This window comes from Variovorax sp. Root434 (assembly GCF_001426595.1).
Taxonomy (GTDB): Bacteria; Pseudomonadota; Gammaproteobacteria; order Burkholderiales; family Burkholderiaceae_C; genus Variovorax.
On record NZ_LMEK01000006.1, the window covers coordinates 220,829 to 237,115 of the forward strand.

The window sequence follows — 16,287 nt, forward strand, 5'->3', positions numbered from 1 at the left end:
GGGGGCCGGCCCGATTTCCGGTCTCTGGCGCATCTATGAGTAAGACGTTCGAACTCATCAAACAGAGACACCACGTCCTAAGACTTTTTTCGCCGTCGCGGTCCGGCGACCCCGGATTCAGGTCTGGACCGCCTCGGGTTGCGGCCTCAGTTGGAGCGGCGTGCTGGCCGGCGCGGCCAGCAGGGCGCTGCCGATTTCACCGGTACGCACCGAGGTGACCGACAGCAGGGTGTCGCTCAGGCCGTGCGAGTCCTCGCAGGCGCCCTGCAGGTAGATGGCCGGATGGAAGCCGGGCGCGGCCTGCACGCGGTAGTGGCGGTCGACCGTGTAGTCGCCGAGGTAGCCCGCCAGCGGCGCGAGCAGCGCCTTGTGGTGCTCGCGCACGTAGCCGGTGGCCAGCACCACGGCGTCGTAGCGCACCGTGTGCTCGCGCAGGGCGTTCTGGTCCCACAGCGCGAGGTGCACGCCCTGGCCGTGGGCCGTGGCGCTGCGAATGTCGTGCCGGCGCAGGAAGCGCAGGCGGTTGCCGCCGGTCACGCGCTGCTGGTAGAAGGCCTTGTAGATCTGCTGGATCAGCTCCAGGTCGGCCACCGCGTAGTTGGTGTGCCAGAACTCGTCGAGCAGCGCGGCGCGCTCTTCGCCAGAGCGGCTGAAGGTGTAGTCGGTGAACTCGGCATTGAAGATCTCGTTCACGAAGGGGCTGTCGTCCGCCGGGCGAATCGAGCGGGCACGCGTGATGAGGTCGACCTGCGGCTCGCCGGGGCGGCCCTGCAGGTCTATGAAGATCTCGGCTGCGCTCTGTCCCGCGCCCACCACGGCGATGCGGCGCGCATCCGGCAGCTGCGCGATGTCCTGCAGGTAGCTGCTCGAATGGAAGACGCGCGGGTCGCTGCGCAGCGCGCGGAAGCCGTCGGGGATGTTCGCCGCGCCGCCGATGCCGACCACGAGGTTGCGCGCGAGCCGCTCGACCAGCTTGCCCGCGTGGTTGCGCGAGCGCACGCGCAGCAGCGCCACCTCGCCGCCCCTTTCTTCGGGCAGCACCTCGAACACTTCCTCGCCATAGGCGCAGGCGTCCTCGAACTGCTCGGCGGCCCACGAGAGGTAGTCGTTGAACTCGTGCCGGCTGGGGAAGAAGCTCTTCAGGTTGACGAAGTCGGTCAGCCGGCCTTTCTCGTGCAGGTAGTTGATGAAGGTGAAGCGGCTGGTCGGGTTGCGCAGCGTCGCCAGGTCCTTCATGAAGGAGATCTGCATGTGCGCCTGGTCCAGCAGCATGTGCGGATGCCAGGCGAAGCTCAGCTGCTTCTCGATGAAGAGCGTATCGAACGGCCGGCCGGCGTGGCGCTTTTCCTCGAGTGCGATGGCCAGGGCGATGTTGGACGGGCCGAACCCGATCCCGACCAGATCATGGACGTGTGGCATTGAAATCAACTCCTGTGGTGCAGGGCGGTGTGGAAGAAGACAGGACGCTCGGCGGGCGCGCGATGTTCACGCGTCCACCGTCTCGGCCATCAGGGCCAGGCCCTGGTGGAGCGCGGGAAAGAGGCTGTGGTTGAAGTTGTTCCAGCGCAGCTCGAGGATGGTGTCCTCGGAGTCGATGTCGGTGCCCAGCACGTCGAAGATGACTTCGCCCGAGTCGATGCCGGTGTCCACGTAGTGGAAGGAGGCTCCGGTCCTGCGCACCGGCTCGACCGCGACCGTCTCGCGCGTGCGCCAGTCGACCACCCGCTGGCCCCGCGCGCCATACAGCGCGTCGAGCGTGGCCCAGGCGCCGCGGCGCTCGAAGGGCGACTCCAGCCGCGTGATGCCCGGGTGGATGTTCACGATCCGGCGGAAGAACGGGCTTTCCGGCCGGGCCAGCCGGTCGAGGATCACCAGCAGGCCGTCGAGCACGACGAGGTCGGCCTCCAGCGCGTGCAGTCGCTCGAGCAGGCGCTGCTCGAACTCCTTCTTGCCGGCGGCGCGTTCGGCGGCCGCATCCAGCGGCAGCCGCCGGTAGGTCGAGGGCACGTTGTGGAACATGTCGTTGACGCGGCGGCCCTGCACCTGCAGCTCGCCGGGGTGGATCCAGCGGCGGGCCGGATCGAAGCCGAAGCCGTAGTCCCGCAGCGCCTCGCGGTCGCGCGGCGAGCCCTCGTCGTCGTCGAACAGCACGGCCTCGAGCGAGTAGGCATCGCCCAGCGGCGTGCGGTCGAGTGCCTCGGCCAGGTACTCCAGCGGGGACTTCATGTAGCGCTGCCCGCCCTTGTAGTCGATGTACTGGCCGGCCTGGTCGGCCGCCGCATTCCTCAGGGACATGATGTAGACGAGTCTTGCCTTGGACATGGTGATGCGCTCGGTAGTGGGTGGAAGAAGTGGGATGTGGTGATGTCAGCGGTGCGCAGGCGACAGCGGGCAGGCGCCGCAATGGCCTTCGCGGGGCAGCAGGTGGAAAAGGCAACACTGGCGGTGCAGCTTCATCGTCCGGTCGCGGCCTTCGAGGCGCACGCGGACCTCGCGCTGCGGGCCGGGCAGGGGATTGGTCCATGCCGGCCAGACGGGGTCGTGCAGCAGCAGTTGCCTGTCGCGGGCGATCGGCGGCGATCCGCCGGTCAGCGCAAGCGCCTGCTCGAGCACCGGCTCGAGGTTGCGTGCCGCGTTGCCCCACAGGATCTTGGGCGGAATGCCTGTCAGGCGGCACAGCGCCGAGAACAGCGGCTCCAGGTGCTGCCGCAGCAGCGCCGAATAGCGCTCCTCGGTGGTCGCGCCGCGCTGCGGCCGGCCCAGCTCGCGGATGTGGAAGCTCAGCGGCCGGGCGTGCGGACCGAGGCGCACCCACACCTGCTCCGCGGCCACGGGAAAGCCATGCTGCAGCACGCTGGCGGCAGCCGCGACCGGTGGCAGCAGCATGCCGAGATAGGTCATGCTCCAGGACGACGCCACGGCGCGCGGGTCTTCGCCTTCGACCCCGAGGTGCGATGCGTGCAGGCGCAGCGCGCGGCCCAGCAGCCCGTGCGAGCGCACCAGATCGGCGACGTGCAGCGCGCCCGCGGGCGGCTGCGGCGCGCACTGCAATGCCTCGCCGTGCGGCGCCAGGTCGCCCTGGAACAAGGGCTCCAGCAGGGCGATCATGGGTTCGTCGGGCAGGAGGGGGCACCAGCGGTGCGGCGATTTGCAGGGGGCATGAAGCTAGGACGGTTGGGGCGCGCAGGTGTTCATGCGCACTGTGTTCGAACCGCTGCGTGAACATTTGCGCGGACCGTCCGTCAAGTGGGGTACAGGCAGCCCGCTGCCGTCCGCAGCCCTGCCGGCGCGGCGGGCCGCCACTCCGTTTCGCGTCCGGCGGCAAGGCTTGTCCGCGCCGCCGGGCCCCAGTCGCCCGAGGGCGGAAAGAGTTCTTGCATGACAACAGCCCCCGGTCCCGACGGCGAGTTCGCACGCCTGCTCAAGCCGTTCCTGCCGTGGATGCTGCTGTCGGCGGTCACCGGCATCGGCGCGGGCGCGGCCACGGTCGCGCTGCTGGGCACCATCAACCAGGTGCTCAACCGGCAGGGTGGCCTCTCGGGCGGCCTGCTGCTGACCTTCATCGGGCTGTGCGCGGCGGCGCTGTTCGGGCGCATGGTGTCCGATGTCTCGACCAACTTCGTCGGCCAGCGGGTGGTCGCGCTGGTCCGCAAGAGCCTGGCGCAGAAGATTCTCTCGGCGCCCATCGATGCCCTGGAGCGCTACCGCACCCACCGGCTGATGCCGGTGCTGTCGCAGGACGTGGACATGGTCAGCGACGTGGCGTTCGCGCTCGCCGCGACGCTGATCGCCTGCGTCACGGCACTCGGCTGCCTGGCCTACCTGGCCTACCTGTCGCTGCCGCTATTCGGCGTGCTGGTGGTGGCGCTGGCGATCGGCGCGATGGTGCAGGCCATGGCGCAGATCCGCGGCGTGAACGGCTTCTGGAAGGCGCGCGAGCACGAAGACCAGCTGCACAAGGCCTACCGCGCGATCAGCGAGGGCGCCAAGGAGCTGCGCATGCACCGCGCGCGCCGCCAGCGCATGTTCGGCGGGCAGATCGAGCGCATCGTCGACAACATCCGCGCGGTCAACGGGCGTGCGATCAACACCTTCGTCATGGCCACCGCATTCGGCTCGGGCCTGTTCTTCCTGCTGATCGCGCTGATTCTGGGCTGGGCCTCGTTCCGGCCGACCGAGCCCGCGGTGCTCAGCGGCTTCGTGCTGGTGCTGCTGTTCCTCAAGGGGCCGATGGACCAGATCGCGGGCGCGCTGCCTGCCGTGGGGCGCGCGCGGGTCGCGTTCCGGCGCATTGCCGACCTGTCGGCGCGCTTTGCCACGCCGGAGCCGCACCTGCACGTCGGCCACGCCGACAGCGAGCTGAAATTCGAACACGAGATCGCATTGCGCGGCGTGCGCTATGCCTTCGATGCACCCGAGGGCGGCGAGGCCTTCGCGCTGGGGCCGATCGACCTGCGGCTTCGCCGCGGCGAGATGGTGTTCGTGGTGGGCGACAACGGCTCCGGCAAGACCACGCTCGTCAAGCTGCTGCTGGGCCTGTACGCGCCGCGCGAGGGCCACGTGGCGATCGACGGTGCCGCGGTGGATGCCGAGCGCCGCGACGACTATCGCCAGCTCTTCACCACCGTGTTCTCCGACTTCTACCTGTTCGAGGACCTGGCCGCTGGCGAGGGCGAAGCGCACGGCGAAGCCAGCATGCAGGTGCTGCCGCAGCGCGCGTTGCCCTACCTGGAGCGCCTGGAGATCGCCCACAAGGTGAGCCTGAAGGACGGCGCCTTCACCACCACCGACCTGTCGACCGGCCAGCGCAAGCGGCTCGCGCTGGTGCATGCCTACCTGGAGGGGCGGCCGGTGCTGGTGTTCGACGAATGGGCTGCCGACCAGGACCCGACCTTCCGCCACCTGTTCTATACCGAACTGCTGCCCGAGCTGCGCGCCAAGGGGCACCTGCTGGTCGTGATCTCGCACGACGATCGCTACTTCCACCTGGCCGACCGCGTGATCACCATGCGCGCGGGCCGCATCGCGGACGACCGACCTCGCGCCCACCTGGAGAGCCTTGCTGCATGAGCTCCCGTGGGCAAAGCACGCGGCGGTGCCCGGGGCGCGGGCCGGTGGGCGTTGGCTTGTCGTCAGCGCGCCAGCAGCGCCACGCTCCCGTCGGGGCGGGGCGCGACCGTGAGCGGCAGGATCGTCGGCAGCGCGGCCATCAGCCCTTCGGAGTCGTTGACGCGGAAGCGGCCGGACAGCCGCATCGCGTCGATGCGCGGGCTGTCGCTGACGATGGGCCGCGTGCGGTAGCTGTTGACCGCGGCCAGCGCATCGCCCAGCGGCGTGTTCTCGAACACCAGCCAGCCATCGCGCCATGCGGACAGCGCGGCCGTGTCGGCCTGCTGCACGCGGCCGGCCTGGCCGTCGGCGATCTCGACGCGATCGCCCGCATACAGGTCGATCGTTGCGCCTTCGGCCCCGGCGAACCCGGGGCGCGGCGCCACACCCACGCGCACGTGACCGTGCTCCACGCCTACGGTGATCGGCCCGCCGCGGTCGCGCACGGTGAACGCGGTGCCGACCACCTCGATGACGGCGGCGCGCGTTTGCACGTGCAGTGGGCGGTCCTTGTCGGGCGCGACCTCGAAGCGCACCTCGCCGCGAGCCATGTCGACGAGGCGGCGGTTGCGGTACAGGGTGACCTCGACGGAGCTCTGCGGAGCGAGATCGAGCCGGCTGCCGTCCGCGAGCGTCACCTTCAGCATCTGCGCGGTGGCTGTCCGGTAGGTAGCGTGGGACACCGGCTGCTGCCAGTACCACTGCACGCCGCGCCCCGCGACGAGACCGGTGCCCAGCAGGGCCGCCATCGAGAGCAGCATCTTGCGGCGTTGCTGGCGGTGCGGTGACTTCGCCGCGGCTCCCGCATGGGCCATCAACGTGCCGCCGGGCTCTTCGAAATGCGCGCGCAGGCCGTTCGCCATGCCGCCGAGTGCGTCCCAGCGCTGGCGCGCTTCCTGGACGGCCGCGGCATGCTCTGCCGATTTGCCGCGCCATTTGTGGAGTGCCAGGCGCGCGCTGCCGGCGGCCTCGCCGGGCGCCATTTCGCCTTCCACGATCAGCGCCAGCGCGCGCTCGATCAGCCGTTCGCGCGGAGCGCTCGCCGCAACGATGCCGTTCACGAGAAGTCTTCGGCCAATGCGGCGTCGAAGCCGGGGCGGTTCATCAAGACCTGCGGCTCGATCAGCTCGGAGCGCAGCTCTGCGAACACGCGCGAGCAGTCGATGGTGGCGCGCAACAGGTGCTTGGCCACGGCCATCTCGGTGATGTTGAGCCGCTGCGCGATCTCGGCGCGCGTGTGGCCGTAGGCGCGAAAGAGCAGGAACACCTCGCGGCGGCGCGGCGGCAGCTGTTCCATGGTTTCGACCACCCGCGTCAGCACCCGCTGCTGGGCGACGACGTATTCGCTGGACTGCACTGTCCGGTGCATGCCGGCGTCTGCATGCGAACCGGCCCAGTCCTGCGCCACCTTGCGACGCCGCGCGTCATCGACGCACAGGTTGCGCGCGACGCGAAAGAGCAGGGCGCGAGGCGATTCGATGCCACCGTTGTCCTTCATGTCGTCCGGCGCCGCATCGATGCGGGCGGCTCCGCGCGACTTCGTGGCCTGTGCGTACACCCGCTCGAAACTCGACTGCGCGATGTCGGCCGCGTAGTGAGGGTCCCTCAGGTCGCGAGTGAGCTGCCGGCGCAAGTCCGCATAGTGAGCTACAAGTTCCTGGACGAGGTCGCGCATCCGGCCGCCTTCTCGCAAGCATCGACATGGCCCCGGAACCGGCCGCTGGTCATGCCCGCAAGATCGCCGCCTCCTGCAAGGAACGACGAACTGGCGGTGCCGGTACTGCGCTTCGGTGATCCCGGGGGAGGGAGTTAATAAGAATTATTCTTATTGAGTGTATCACCGAGTCGAGGCTCCGGCCCGAAGCGCGCTAGGCGCCGTGGATCGCCATCATGATCCAGAAAGAAAGCCACATCGCGCCTGTTCCCAGCAGGCACATCCCTGCCAGAAACACGGCCAGGTAGCCGATCCGCCACCCGATCCGGGGGGCGCGCGGAACGAAGCGCCAGTAGATCCAGATCGCCCCAGCCAACAGAATCGCCGCGATGATCGGGGCGATGTTGTCGGTGATCAACCGGAACTTGCGCTGGTCCAGTGACCCGACGGCCACGAATATTGCCGGCATCGTGAGGAACCACGCCAGCACGCTCAAGAGCAGGCGCACCCCGACTTTCATCGAATCGCCTCGCCCTTGAAGAAGTGCCCAGGCATCGGCGCTTCCCAACCAGGTGCCTGGTATCGAGAAATCGAGATCAGCGGCACGTAGCCCATGACGCTCTTCAGGAGACCCGCGAGATAGGAACTGCTGTTGTATTCACCTGACCGCATCTGCGCTCACCTGATGTTCCTGGGAAGCGAGTAAGGCACGACGTAGCTTGAGAAATTCCTGGAGCGCTCGATCAGTTTCCGAGCGAACTCTTGCCTACTCATGCCCCCTGGGGGCTGTAGCGATATACGGACGACCACATCGGACGGCAGCGCATTGTTATAGCTGTTGGTCTTGATCAACCCGAGATTCTTGAAGCCAGCCTCCATCATGGATGGCTGCCCGTCGATCACGGTGATACCGTTGTACGCATCGGTGATGACCAGCGAGAAATGGAGGTCGGGTGGATCAGGCCAACTCACCTGTCCCACTCCACCGGCGGCAATCCGGCCGAACAAGGTGAAGTTTGGTTCTGAGTGCTGCGCGCGCCCCACCGAATTTGTCTCTGTCGTCATGTGTGCTCCCTTTAGCGACCGGCATCGACACGGCCGGTATTCTTTTGCAGCAGCCAGCCTATCAGTGGACGCCTCCATATCCACACCTGCCCGGCTCACAACCGGGGTTGGCCATGACTTATCGCGCCGATTTGAGCTTTCTTTGCTCGATCTCGTTCATCCGGCCTCGCGAACTGCTATCGCGTGATCAAAAAGCATCCGAGCAGAGAGGGTCACGCACCCAGGCTAGACCCGGATCACCCGACCCGGGTTCAGGATGTTCTTCGGATCGAGCCCGCGCTTGATCGCCCGCATCATCTCCAGCGCCACCGGCGACTTGTGCTTTTCCAGCTTGTCGACCTTGAGCGAGCCCACGCCGTGCTCGGCCGAGAACGAGCCGCCGAACTTCTCGACCGCGTCGTACACCAGCGTGTTGATGCGCTCTTCCTCGTTCTTCAGGAAGGCCTTGGTGTCGATGTTCTCCGGCGCCTGTACGTTGTAGTGCAGGTTGCCATCGCCCAGGTGGCCGAAGTTCACCAGCCGCACGCCGGCGATCTCTCGCGCCAGCAGCGCATCGGTCTCTGCCACGAACGCGGGGATGCGCGACACCGGAATGGAAATGTCGTGCTTGATGTTCAGGCCTTCCTCGGCCTGCGCGAGCGGAATGCTCTCGCGGATGTGCCAGAGCTGGTGCGCCTGCGTAAGGTTCTCGGCTACTACCGCGTCGGTCACGCAGCCGTCTTCGAAGGCGGTTTCGAGCAGCGCCTCGAAGCGCGCGCGTGCGTGGTCCTCGGATTCGCTGTCGGAGTTTTCCAGCAGCACGCAGTACGGCACGGCATCGTCCTCGATGAACGGCACGCGCAGCTGCGGCATGTGCTTGTCGACCAGGCTCAGCGCAAACTTGCCCATCACCTCGAAGCCCGTGAGGCCCGAGCCCAGGTGCTTGTGCGCGAGGCCCAGCAAGGTGACCGCGTGGTCGAGCGAAGGCACCGCAGCCCAGGCCGTGAGCTGCGCGGCCGGCAGTGGGTAGAGCTTCATGGTGGCGGCGGTGATGATGCCGAGGGTGCCTTCGCTGCCGATGAAGAGGTCGCGCAGGTCGTAGCCGGTGTTGTCCTTGCGCAGGCCGCTGGTGCCTTCCCAGATCTCGCCCTGCGGCGTGACCACTTCGAGGCCCAGGCACAGCTCGCGCGTGTTGCCGTAGCGAACCACCTGCGTGCCGCCAGCGTTGGTCGCGAGGTTGCCGCCGATAGTGCAGCTGCCTTCGGCCGCAAGGCTCAGCGGGAACAGGTAGCCCTGCTTTTCGGCGGTTTCCTGCAGCGTCTGCAGGATGCAGCCGGCCTCGACGGTCATCGTGAGGTTGGCGCCGTCGACGGTGCGGATGGCGTTCAGCCGCTGCAGGCTCAGCACCACCTGCGTGCCGCTTTCATCCGGAATGGCGCCGACGGCGAGGCCGGTGTTGCCGCCCTGCGGAATGACGGCCGTGCCGGCCGCGGCGCAGGCCTTCACCACGTCGGCCACCTGCTGTGCATTGGCCGGCCGCACCACGGCCAGCGACTTGCCGCGCGCGCGCTTGCGCCAGTCCTGCTCGTAGGCGGTGAGGTCGCCCTCGTTCAGTACGTGGGAGGCGCCGACGATGGCGCGCAGTTGCTCGATGAGGGACGGGGCAGTGGTCATTGGGCGGAGGTCTCCAGTGGAAGGGCAGCAGCAGCTTTGGCGTGGCGCAAGCGCAGCCGCACATGCCAGGCGCAGGCCGCGAAGAGCACGAGGCACAGCAGCACCTCGACCAGCGCGAGCACTTGTCCCACGCCGTTGATGTCGCTCCAGGCGCGCACCACGCCCTCGGTGAAATAGAGCCAGATCATCAGGCTGACCCAGCGGTAGGTGTACATGCGGTTCTTCCACAGACCCGCGAGCGGAATGACGAGCGGCAGCACCTTCAGCGCCAGCAGCGAGCCGCCCGGACGCAGCGGCGCCAGCCACAGCTCCCATGCGAGGCCGAGCACGATGAGGCCGACGAGGCTGCCCACGGCGGCCCAGCGGGTGGCGCGAACGGAGGAGGGCGGGAGCGGCGAGTTGGTTTGCATGAGCGGAACACCGCGGAACCGGCTTCGCCGGGCCGCCGGTGTTGCCCCCGGCGAGGGGGTGGAGCAGCGACACGAAGTGCGCGGAGACTGGGGGAGAGTTTGGTTCTTATGATAGCCGCCATGAATCGCAGGCAGCTTTGGAGGGATCTTTCGCGCTTTCCGTGGGGCAACACCGCAGCGGTGCTGGGCGAGCGCTTCCGCGAAGACCGGCTCGGCCTCACGGCCAGCAGCCTCACTTTCACCACCACCATCGCGATGGTGCCGTTCTTCACGGTGGCGCTGGCGCTGTTCACCGTGTTCCCGATGTTCGCGAAGATGCAGGGCCGGCTGCAGCGCTGGCTCATCGAGAGCCTGATTCCCGACAACATCGCGCGGCAGGTGCTGGGCTACCTGAACCAGTTCTCGAGCAAGGCCGGCGGCCTGGGCATCGCGGGCCTGGTCGTGCTGCTGATCACCGCCATCGCGCTGATCCTCACGATCGACAAGACGCTCAACAACATCTGGCGCGTACGCTCGCCGCGGCCGTTCGCGCAGCGGGTGCTCATCTACTGGGCGGCCATCACGCTGGGGCCGATCATCCTCGCGGTGAGCCTGTCGACCACCTCGTACGTGGTCTCGGCCACCAGCGGCGTGGTGGGGCGCGGCATGGTCAAGCTGTTCTTCGACACCTTCGAATTCATGCTGCTGGCGGTCGGCATGGCCTCGCTGTACCACTACGTGCCCAACACCAACGTGCGCTGGTCGCATGCATGGGCCGGCGGCATCTTCGTGGCGGCCGCCATCGAGATCGCCAAGCGCGTGCTGGGCTACTACCTGAGCCTCGTGCCCACTTATTCGGTGTTGTACGGGGCCTTCGCCACGGTGCCGATCCTGCTGGTGTGGATCTACGTGGCCTGGGTGATCGTGCTGCTCGGGGCGGTCATCGCGGCCTACCTGCCGAGCCTGCTGACCGGCGTGGCGCGGCGCGGCGGCGCCGCGGGCTGGCCGCTGCAGCTGGCCATGGAAACGCTGCAGCACCTGGCCCGCGCGCAGGCCATGCCGGCCAAGGGCATGGGCGCGAGCGAACTGGTCACGCGCATGCGCGTCGACGCGCTGCAACTCGCGCCGGTGCTCGAAACACTGGTGGCGCTCGACTGGATCGCACCGCTCGCCGAAGAGCCCGCCAACGAAGACCCGCGCTACGTGCTGCTCGCGGACCCCTCGACGCCGGTCGAGCCGCTGCTCAAGGAACTGCTGATGCCGCAGGCCGAGCCGCTCGAAGACCTCTGGCAGAAAGGTCCGCTGCGCTCCCTGAGGCTGGGCGACGTGCTGTTGATCTAGTGGCGTTCCGGATTGATCCGGGAACACCGCGGAACCGGCTTTGCTCCCTTCAAGGGGGTCAGATAATTTTTACCCGGCCCAGCCAGATGTCCCGGTACATCGCCCAGTCGCCCATGAATGAATAGAGCGGCCGCTTGAACGAGGTCGGCTTGTTCTTCTCGAACCCGAAGTGCCCGACCCAGGCGAAGCCGTAGCCCGCCACCAGCCCGGCCAGCAGCCACAGCGGGTTGAGCGTGACCACCAGCGCCACCAGGCACATCAGCGACAAGGTCGAGCCCGCGAAATGCAGCCGCCGGCAGGTGAGGTTGGCGTGCTCGCTCAGGTAGAAGGGATAGAACTCCGCAAAGCTCTTGAATTGGCGCGGATCGACGGCAGATCCGGTGGCAGCCGAGGTGTTCATCATGCGACTCTCCTGTGCCCCCGAACCCCGGCGAGTCCCGTGGATGGAGGGCTTTGTCCATAATAGCCACGGCCTCCCGGCCGTACCACCCCGGCCTTCCGATCACACCACCGACGCATCAGCCTTGAGCGCCCTTCCAAGCAACCCCGAATCCGCCGAGCCGGCCAGCGATGCGCCGTGGGTCGTGTGCCTGTGCGCCGAATGGTGCGGCACCTGCCGCGACTACCGGCCGCTGCTCGAACAGGTGGCGCGCGCGCATCCGCAGTTCCGCTTTGCGTGGGTCGACATCGAGGACCACGCCGACATCGCCGATGCCTTCGACGTCGAGACCTTCCCGACCCTGCTGGTCGCGGGTGCCGACGGCACACGTTTTCTCGGCCCGCTGCTGCCGCATGCCGAGACGCTGTCGCGCATGCTCTCCGCGCTGCAGCCGCCGAAGCCCTCGAGCCTCGACGTCGACCTGCTGCTGGCGGTGCTGAACAAGAAGCCGGCCGTCTTCGCGGTCTGACCGGAGCCTCCCATGAAGATCCTGATTTTTGGCGCCACCGGCATGGTGGGGCAGGGCGTGCTGCGCGAGTGCCTGCTCGCGCCCGATGTCGAGAGCGTCGTCGCCATCGGCCGCAACCCCACGGGGCAGCAGCACGCGAAGCTGCGCGACCTGGTCCACAAGGACATGTACGACTACGCCGCCATCGAGCCGCAGCTTCAGGGCTTCGATGCCTGCTTCTTCTGCCTCGGCGTGTCGTCGGTCGGCATGAAGGAGCCCGAGTACAAGCGCATCACCTACGACCTGACGCTGGCCGCCGCCACCGTGCTCGCGCGGCTCAACCCGGGCATGACATTCACCTACGTGACGGGCGCCGGCACCGACAGCAGCGAGCGCGGCAGCAGCATGTGGGCACGCGTGAAGGGCGCGACCGAGAACGCCCTGCTGCGCCTGCCGTTCAAGGCGGCCTACATGTTTCGCCCCGGCATGATCCAGCCGATGCATGGCGTGCGCTCGAAGACGCCGCTGTACGACGCCGCCATCTTCGTGCTCAAGCCCGTGCTCGGGCTGGCCTATCGCCTGTGGCCGAACCGGGTGACGACCACCGAGAAGGTCGGCCGCGCGATGCTGGCCGTGGCGCGCAATGGCGCACCGAAGGTGCTGCTCGACCCGGCGGACATCAACGCGCTCGGTTGAGCTTTTTCTTCAGGCGGCGGCCCGCGCGCGGCCGAGCTTGCGCCGGCCCGCGCTGGTGATCGCGCCTACCAGGTGCTCGACGAAGTCCTGCGCCAGCGGCGGCAACGTGCGGCCTTCGAGCGCCAGCACCTGCAATTGCCGCTGCTGCAGCGGCGCTTCCGCGAAGGGCCTAGCTACCACGGTGCCCGCGTCGATCAGGTGCATCACCGTGAGATGGCCCGAAAGCATCACGTCGGGCGTGCGCAGCAGTGGCAGCAGCACCGACGAGAAATTGCTCACGAAGATCGCGTGGTACTGCAGCCCCTGCAGGCTGCAGGCCTGGTCGAACAGCTGGCGCGCGGTAACGCCCTTGTCGCCCACGGCCAGCGGGTAGCGCACCGCATCGGCCACCGACACCACGCGCTGCCGCGCCAGCGGATGGTCGGGCCGCAGCACGGCATACACGGGCGCGGTGGCCGAGTGCTCGATCTTCAGGCCCGGCTCCGGCGCCACCACGTACTTGAGCGCGATGTCGGTCTCGCCGCGTGCCAGCAGCGCGCTCACGCCGTCGGGCGAGCCCACGTGCAGTTCGAGCTGGCAGCCCGGGTGCGCGGTTTCGAAGCTGCGCATCACCAGCGGCATGAAGTGTCCCGCGAAGCCTTCCGTGCAGGCCATGCGGATGCGCCGCGCGCCTTGCCCGCCCAGGTCGCGCACCTGTTCGACGACCTGCTCGATGTCGAGCTGCGCATTGCGCAGGTGCGCCGCCAGCCGCTCGCCGGCGGCGGTCAGTGCCATGCCGCGCGCGTGCCGCTCGAACAGCGGCGTGCCCAGGCTGTCTTCGAGCTTGGCGATCTGCCGGCTCACCGCCGACGACGCGACGAACAGTCGCGCCGCGGCCTGGTTGACCGAGCCGCTGCGCGCCACTTCGAGAAAGTGGCGCATCGGAATGCTGAGGAGGGGGAGCGTCGTCATGGCGGCCGGGGGTGTTGCCTTCAAGGCAATGGTAGCTTGCCAAAACGATGCTGGAAGCATCGGCCCGCAGGCCTTGTACTTGCTGCACCCGATGGACAGACAAGGAAACCCTTCATGCAACGCACAGACAGCCTGGCCGCTGCCGCCGCCTACTTCGACGCAGGCAGCTTCTTCGCCGACCTCCAGCGCCGCGTCGCCTTCCGCACCGAAAGCGATACCGGCGCCGCTACGCCCGCCCTGGAGGCCTACCTGCGCGAGGAGCTGGTGCCGCCGCTCGCGGCGCTGGGCTTCGCCTGCGAGGTGATCGCCAATCCGGTACCCGGCGGCGGGCCCTTCCTCATCGCGCGCCGCATCGAGGACCCGGCCCTGCCCACGGTGATGACCTACGGCCACGGCGACGTGGTCAGCGGGCAGGACGCGCACTGGGAAGAAGGCCTGGCGCCATGGGCGCTCACGGTGCGCGGCGAGCGCTGGTACGGCCGCGGCACGGCCGACAACAAGGGCCAGCACAGCATCAACCTCGGCGGCCTTGCAGCTGCGATCGAGGCGCGCGGCGGGCGCCTGGGCTACAACGTGACGTGGCTGGTCGAGATGGGCGAAGAGGCCGCGTCGCCCGGCCTGCATGCGGTGTGTGCGCAGGAGCGCGACAAGCTGCGCGCCGACCTGTTCATCGCCAGCGACGGCCCGCGCGTGAGCGCGCAGCGGCCCACGCTGTTCCTCGGCTCGCGTGGCGCGGTCAACTTCAGCTTGCGGCTGCGCGCCCGGCCTCGCGGCTACCACTCGGGCAACTGGGGCGGCGTGCTGGTCAACCCGGGCACGGTGCTCAGCCACGCCGTGGCCTCGCTGGTGGATGCGCGCGGCCGCATCCTGGTCGAGGCGCTGCGCCCGCCGCCCGTGACGCAGGCGGTGCGCGATGCGCTGGCCAGCATCGCCATCGGCGGCGGCGCGGACGACCCCGAGGTCGACGAGGGGTGGGGCGAGCCCGGCCTGAGCCCGGCCGAGCGGCTGGTGGCCTGGAACACCATCGAGGTGCTGGCACTCGGTGCGGGCTCCGCGACGCGGCCGGTCAACGCCATTCCCTCGGAGGCCGTGGCGCATTGCCAGCTGCGCTTCGTGGTCGGTACGCCGTGGCAGGACCTGCAGCAGATCGTGCGCGCGCATCTCGATGCACACGGCTTCGGCCAGGTCGAAGTGCAGATCACGCTGACCGGTGCGGCCACGCGGCTCGATGTCGAGAACCCGTGGGTGAGTTGGGCGCGCCAGTCCATCGAAAGGAGCAGCGGTCAGCGCCTGGACCTGCTGCCCAACCTCGCGGGCTCGCTGCCCAACGACGTGTTCGCCGACCTGCTGGGGCTGCCCACGCTGTGGGTGCCGCACTCGTACCCGGCCTGCGCGCAGCACGCGCCCAACGAGCACCTGCTCGCGCCGCTGGCGCGCGAGGGCCTGCAGATCATGGCCGGCCTCTACTGGGACCTGGGCGAGCCGGGCCTCGCGCCGTGGGCCACCGGCCGGCTTTCGCAATCCGCTTCCACTCTCTCCTGATACGCACCATGGACATCGCCATCTCCCGTCGCCGCTTCGGCCTGCTGCTTTCCGCCTCCGCCGTCGCGGGCATCCACGCGCCCGCCTTCGCGCAGGGCACCTGGCCCGAACGGCCTATCAGGCTGGTGGTGCCCTTTCCGCCGGGCGGCGGCACCGACCTGGTCGCGCGGGCGATGGGGCAGACGCTGTCGGAACAGCTCGGCCAGCCCATCGTGATCGACAACAAACCCGGCGCTTCCACCATCATCGGCGCCGACGCGGTCGCCAAGGCCGCGCCGGACGGCTACACGCTGCTGCTGTCGGGCTCCACCAGCTTCAGCGTGAACCCGGCCCTGCGCGCCAAGCTGCCCTACGATACGGTGCGCGATCTCGCGCCCATCGCCATCGTGGCGCGCACGCCGCTGGTGCTGGTGGTGGGCAAGGGCCAGCCCTGGCAATCGCTGCCGGAGCTGGTCGCGGCGGCCAAGGCCAAGCCCAGGAGCATTCGCTACGCCACCTTCGGCTCGGGCTCGGGGCCGCATCTGTCGGGCGAACTGTTCGCGCTGGCTGCGGGCATCCAGCTGCAGGACATTCCGTACAAGGGCAGCAGCCAGAGCGCGCTGGCGGTGATCGGTGGCGAGGTCGAGATCGCCATCGACACCGTGGCCGCCGTGGCGCCGCACGTGCGTTCGGGCAAGCTGCGCGCGCTGGGCATCGTGGGCGCGACACGCTCCAGCACGCTGCCCGAGGTGCGTACGCTGGCCGAGCTGGGCCTGCCCGACGCCACCTTCGACGCCTGGTATGGCTTTGCCGCGCCGGCACGCACCCCGGCGCCGGTGATCGACAAGCTCGCCCGCGCCGTCACCGCGGCCATGGGCAACGCGGCGCTGCAGGCGCAGTTGCGCGCGCAGGGCATGGAGCCGGTGGCCATCGGCGCGGCGGCGTTCCGCGCGCAGATGGAGGGCGAGATTTCACGCTACCGCGCGCTGGCGCACCGCGCGGGCATCGCGGCGGAATAGGC

At 68.6% G+C, this 16,287-nt stretch carries 17 protein-coding genes; 6 read left to right on the plus strand and 11 right to left on the minus strand.

Features of this window, described 5'->3' with window-relative positions:
• Positions 1 to 117: 117 nt before the first annotated feature.
• From ASD05_RS07710 to fhuF, 3 genes are all read right to left on the minus strand, one after another.
• Positions 118 to 1,419: a lysine N(6)-hydroxylase/L-ornithine N(5)-oxygenase family protein gene (locus ASD05_RS07710; protein WP_056589897.1), complete on the minus strand. Its 1,302-nt coding sequence runs from the start codon at positions 1,417 to 1,419 to the stop codon at positions 118 to 120.
• A 66-nt stretch (positions 1,420 to 1,485) separates the two neighbouring features.
• Entirely contained in the window at positions 1,486 to 2,322 is an 837-nt protein-coding gene (locus ASD05_RS07715; RefSeq protein ID WP_056589900.1) for a N(5)-hydroxyornithine transformylase PvdF, read from the minus strand.
• A 45-nt stretch (positions 2,323 to 2,367) separates the two neighbouring features.
• A complete protein-coding gene (gene fhuF / locus ASD05_RS07720; RefSeq protein ID WP_056589903.1) occupies positions 2,368 to 3,108 on the minus strand; it encodes a siderophore-iron reductase FhuF in 741 nt (246 codons plus the stop codon).
• A gap of 270 nt (positions 3,109 to 3,378) precedes the next feature.
• Here fhuF and ASD05_RS07725 point away from each other — a divergent pair, with 270 nt between their 5' ends.
• Positions 3,379 to 5,070, plus strand: a complete 1,692-nt coding sequence (locus ASD05_RS07725) for a cyclic peptide export ABC transporter (protein WP_056589906.1) — start codon at positions 3,379 to 3,381, stop codon at positions 5,068 to 5,070.
• A 62-nt stretch (positions 5,071 to 5,132) separates the two neighbouring features.
• Here the strand turns inward: ASD05_RS07725 and ASD05_RS07730 are convergent, their stop codons facing one another.
• The 6 genes from ASD05_RS07730 to ASD05_RS07755 all read right to left on the minus strand — a co-directional run bounded on the left by ASD05_RS07730 (position 5,133) and on the right by ASD05_RS07755 (position 9,891).
• Positions 5,133 to 6,170 carry a FecR family protein gene (locus ASD05_RS07730; protein WP_056589908.1) on the minus strand — a complete coding sequence of 346 codons (1,038 nt, stop codon included), beginning with the start codon at positions 6,168 to 6,170 and terminating at the stop codon, positions 5,133 to 5,135.
• On the minus strand, positions 6,167 to 6,784 hold the full coding sequence (locus tag ASD05_RS07735) for an RNA polymerase sigma factor (protein ID WP_056589912.1): 618 nt from the start codon (positions 6,782 to 6,784) through the stop codon (positions 6,167 to 6,169). The genes ASD05_RS07730 and ASD05_RS07735 overlap by 4 nt, the downstream gene beginning before the upstream one ends.
• Before the next feature lie 193 nt (positions 6,785 to 6,977).
• On the minus strand, positions 6,978 to 7,283 hold the full coding sequence (locus ASD05_RS07740) for a hypothetical protein (RefSeq protein WP_056589915.1): 306 nt from the start codon (positions 7,281 to 7,283) through the stop codon (positions 6,978 to 6,980).
• Positions 7,284 to 7,441: 158 nt separating this feature from the next.
• Positions 7,442 to 7,828, minus strand: coding sequence for a hypothetical protein (locus tag ASD05_RS07745; protein ID WP_157610020.1), 387 nt, complete (start codon positions 7,826 to 7,828; stop codon positions 7,442 to 7,444).
• A gap of 225 nt (positions 7,829 to 8,053) precedes the next feature.
• Positions 8,054 to 9,481, minus strand: coding sequence for an FAD-binding oxidoreductase (locus ASD05_RS07750; protein ID WP_056589921.1), 1,428 nt, complete (start codon positions 9,479 to 9,481; stop codon positions 8,054 to 8,056).
• A complete protein-coding gene (locus ASD05_RS07755; protein WP_056589924.1) occupies positions 9,478 to 9,891 on the minus strand; it encodes a DUF2069 domain-containing protein in 414 nt (137 codons plus the stop codon). The genes ASD05_RS07750 and ASD05_RS07755 overlap by 4 nt, the downstream gene beginning before the upstream one ends.
• 108 nt (positions 9,892 to 9,999) lie before the next feature.
• Here ASD05_RS07755 and ASD05_RS07760 point away from each other — a divergent pair, with 108 nt between their 5' ends.
• Positions 10,000 to 11,211 carry a YihY family inner membrane protein gene (locus ASD05_RS07760; RefSeq protein WP_007835041.1) on the plus strand — a complete coding sequence of 404 codons (1,212 nt, stop codon included), beginning with the start codon at positions 10,000 to 10,002 and terminating at the stop codon, positions 11,209 to 11,211.
• Between the two features lie 58 nt (positions 11,212 to 11,269).
• Here ASD05_RS07760 and ASD05_RS07765 read toward each other — a convergent pair whose 3' ends face one another.
• On the minus strand, positions 11,270 to 11,611 hold the full coding sequence (locus ASD05_RS07765; RefSeq protein ID WP_056590408.1) for an Mpo1-like protein: 342 nt from the start codon (positions 11,609 to 11,611) through the stop codon (positions 11,270 to 11,272).
• Positions 11,612 to 11,735: 124 nt separating this feature from the next.
• Between ASD05_RS07765 and ASD05_RS07770 the strand changes: the two genes are divergently transcribed.
• Both ASD05_RS07770 and ASD05_RS07775 read left to right on the plus strand, forming a co-directional pair.
• Complete coding sequence (locus ASD05_RS07770; RefSeq protein WP_056589928.1) at positions 11,736 to 12,119, plus strand: thioredoxin family protein; 384 nt, start codon at positions 11,736 to 11,738, stop codon at positions 12,117 to 12,119.
• Positions 12,120 to 12,131: 12 nt separating this feature from the next.
• Positions 12,132 to 12,794, plus strand: coding sequence for an NmrA family NAD(P)-binding protein (locus ASD05_RS07775; RefSeq protein WP_056589932.1), 663 nt, complete (start codon positions 12,132 to 12,134; stop codon positions 12,792 to 12,794).
• Between the two features lie 9 nt (positions 12,795 to 12,803).
• Here ASD05_RS07775 and ASD05_RS07780 read toward each other — a convergent pair whose 3' ends face one another.
• Positions 12,804 to 13,745 carry a LysR family transcriptional regulator gene (locus ASD05_RS07780; protein WP_056589935.1) on the minus strand — a complete coding sequence of 314 codons (942 nt, stop codon included), beginning with the start codon at positions 13,743 to 13,745 and terminating at the stop codon, positions 12,804 to 12,806.
• Positions 13,746 to 13,859: 114 nt separating this feature from the next.
• Between ASD05_RS07780 and ASD05_RS07785 the strand changes: the two genes are divergently transcribed.
• On the plus strand, positions 13,860 to 15,287 hold the full coding sequence (locus ASD05_RS07785; protein WP_056589939.1) for a M20 family metallopeptidase: 1,428 nt from the start codon (positions 13,860 to 13,862) through the stop codon (positions 15,285 to 15,287).
• An 8-nt stretch (positions 15,288 to 15,295) separates the two neighbouring features.
• Positions 15,296 to 16,285 (plus strand): Bug family tripartite tricarboxylate transporter substrate binding protein, encoded by a 990-nt coding sequence (locus ASD05_RS07790; RefSeq protein ID WP_056589942.1) that lies wholly within the window; start codon positions 15,296 to 15,298, stop codon positions 16,283 to 16,285.
• The last annotated feature ends 2 nt before the right edge of the window (positions 16,286 to 16,287 follow it).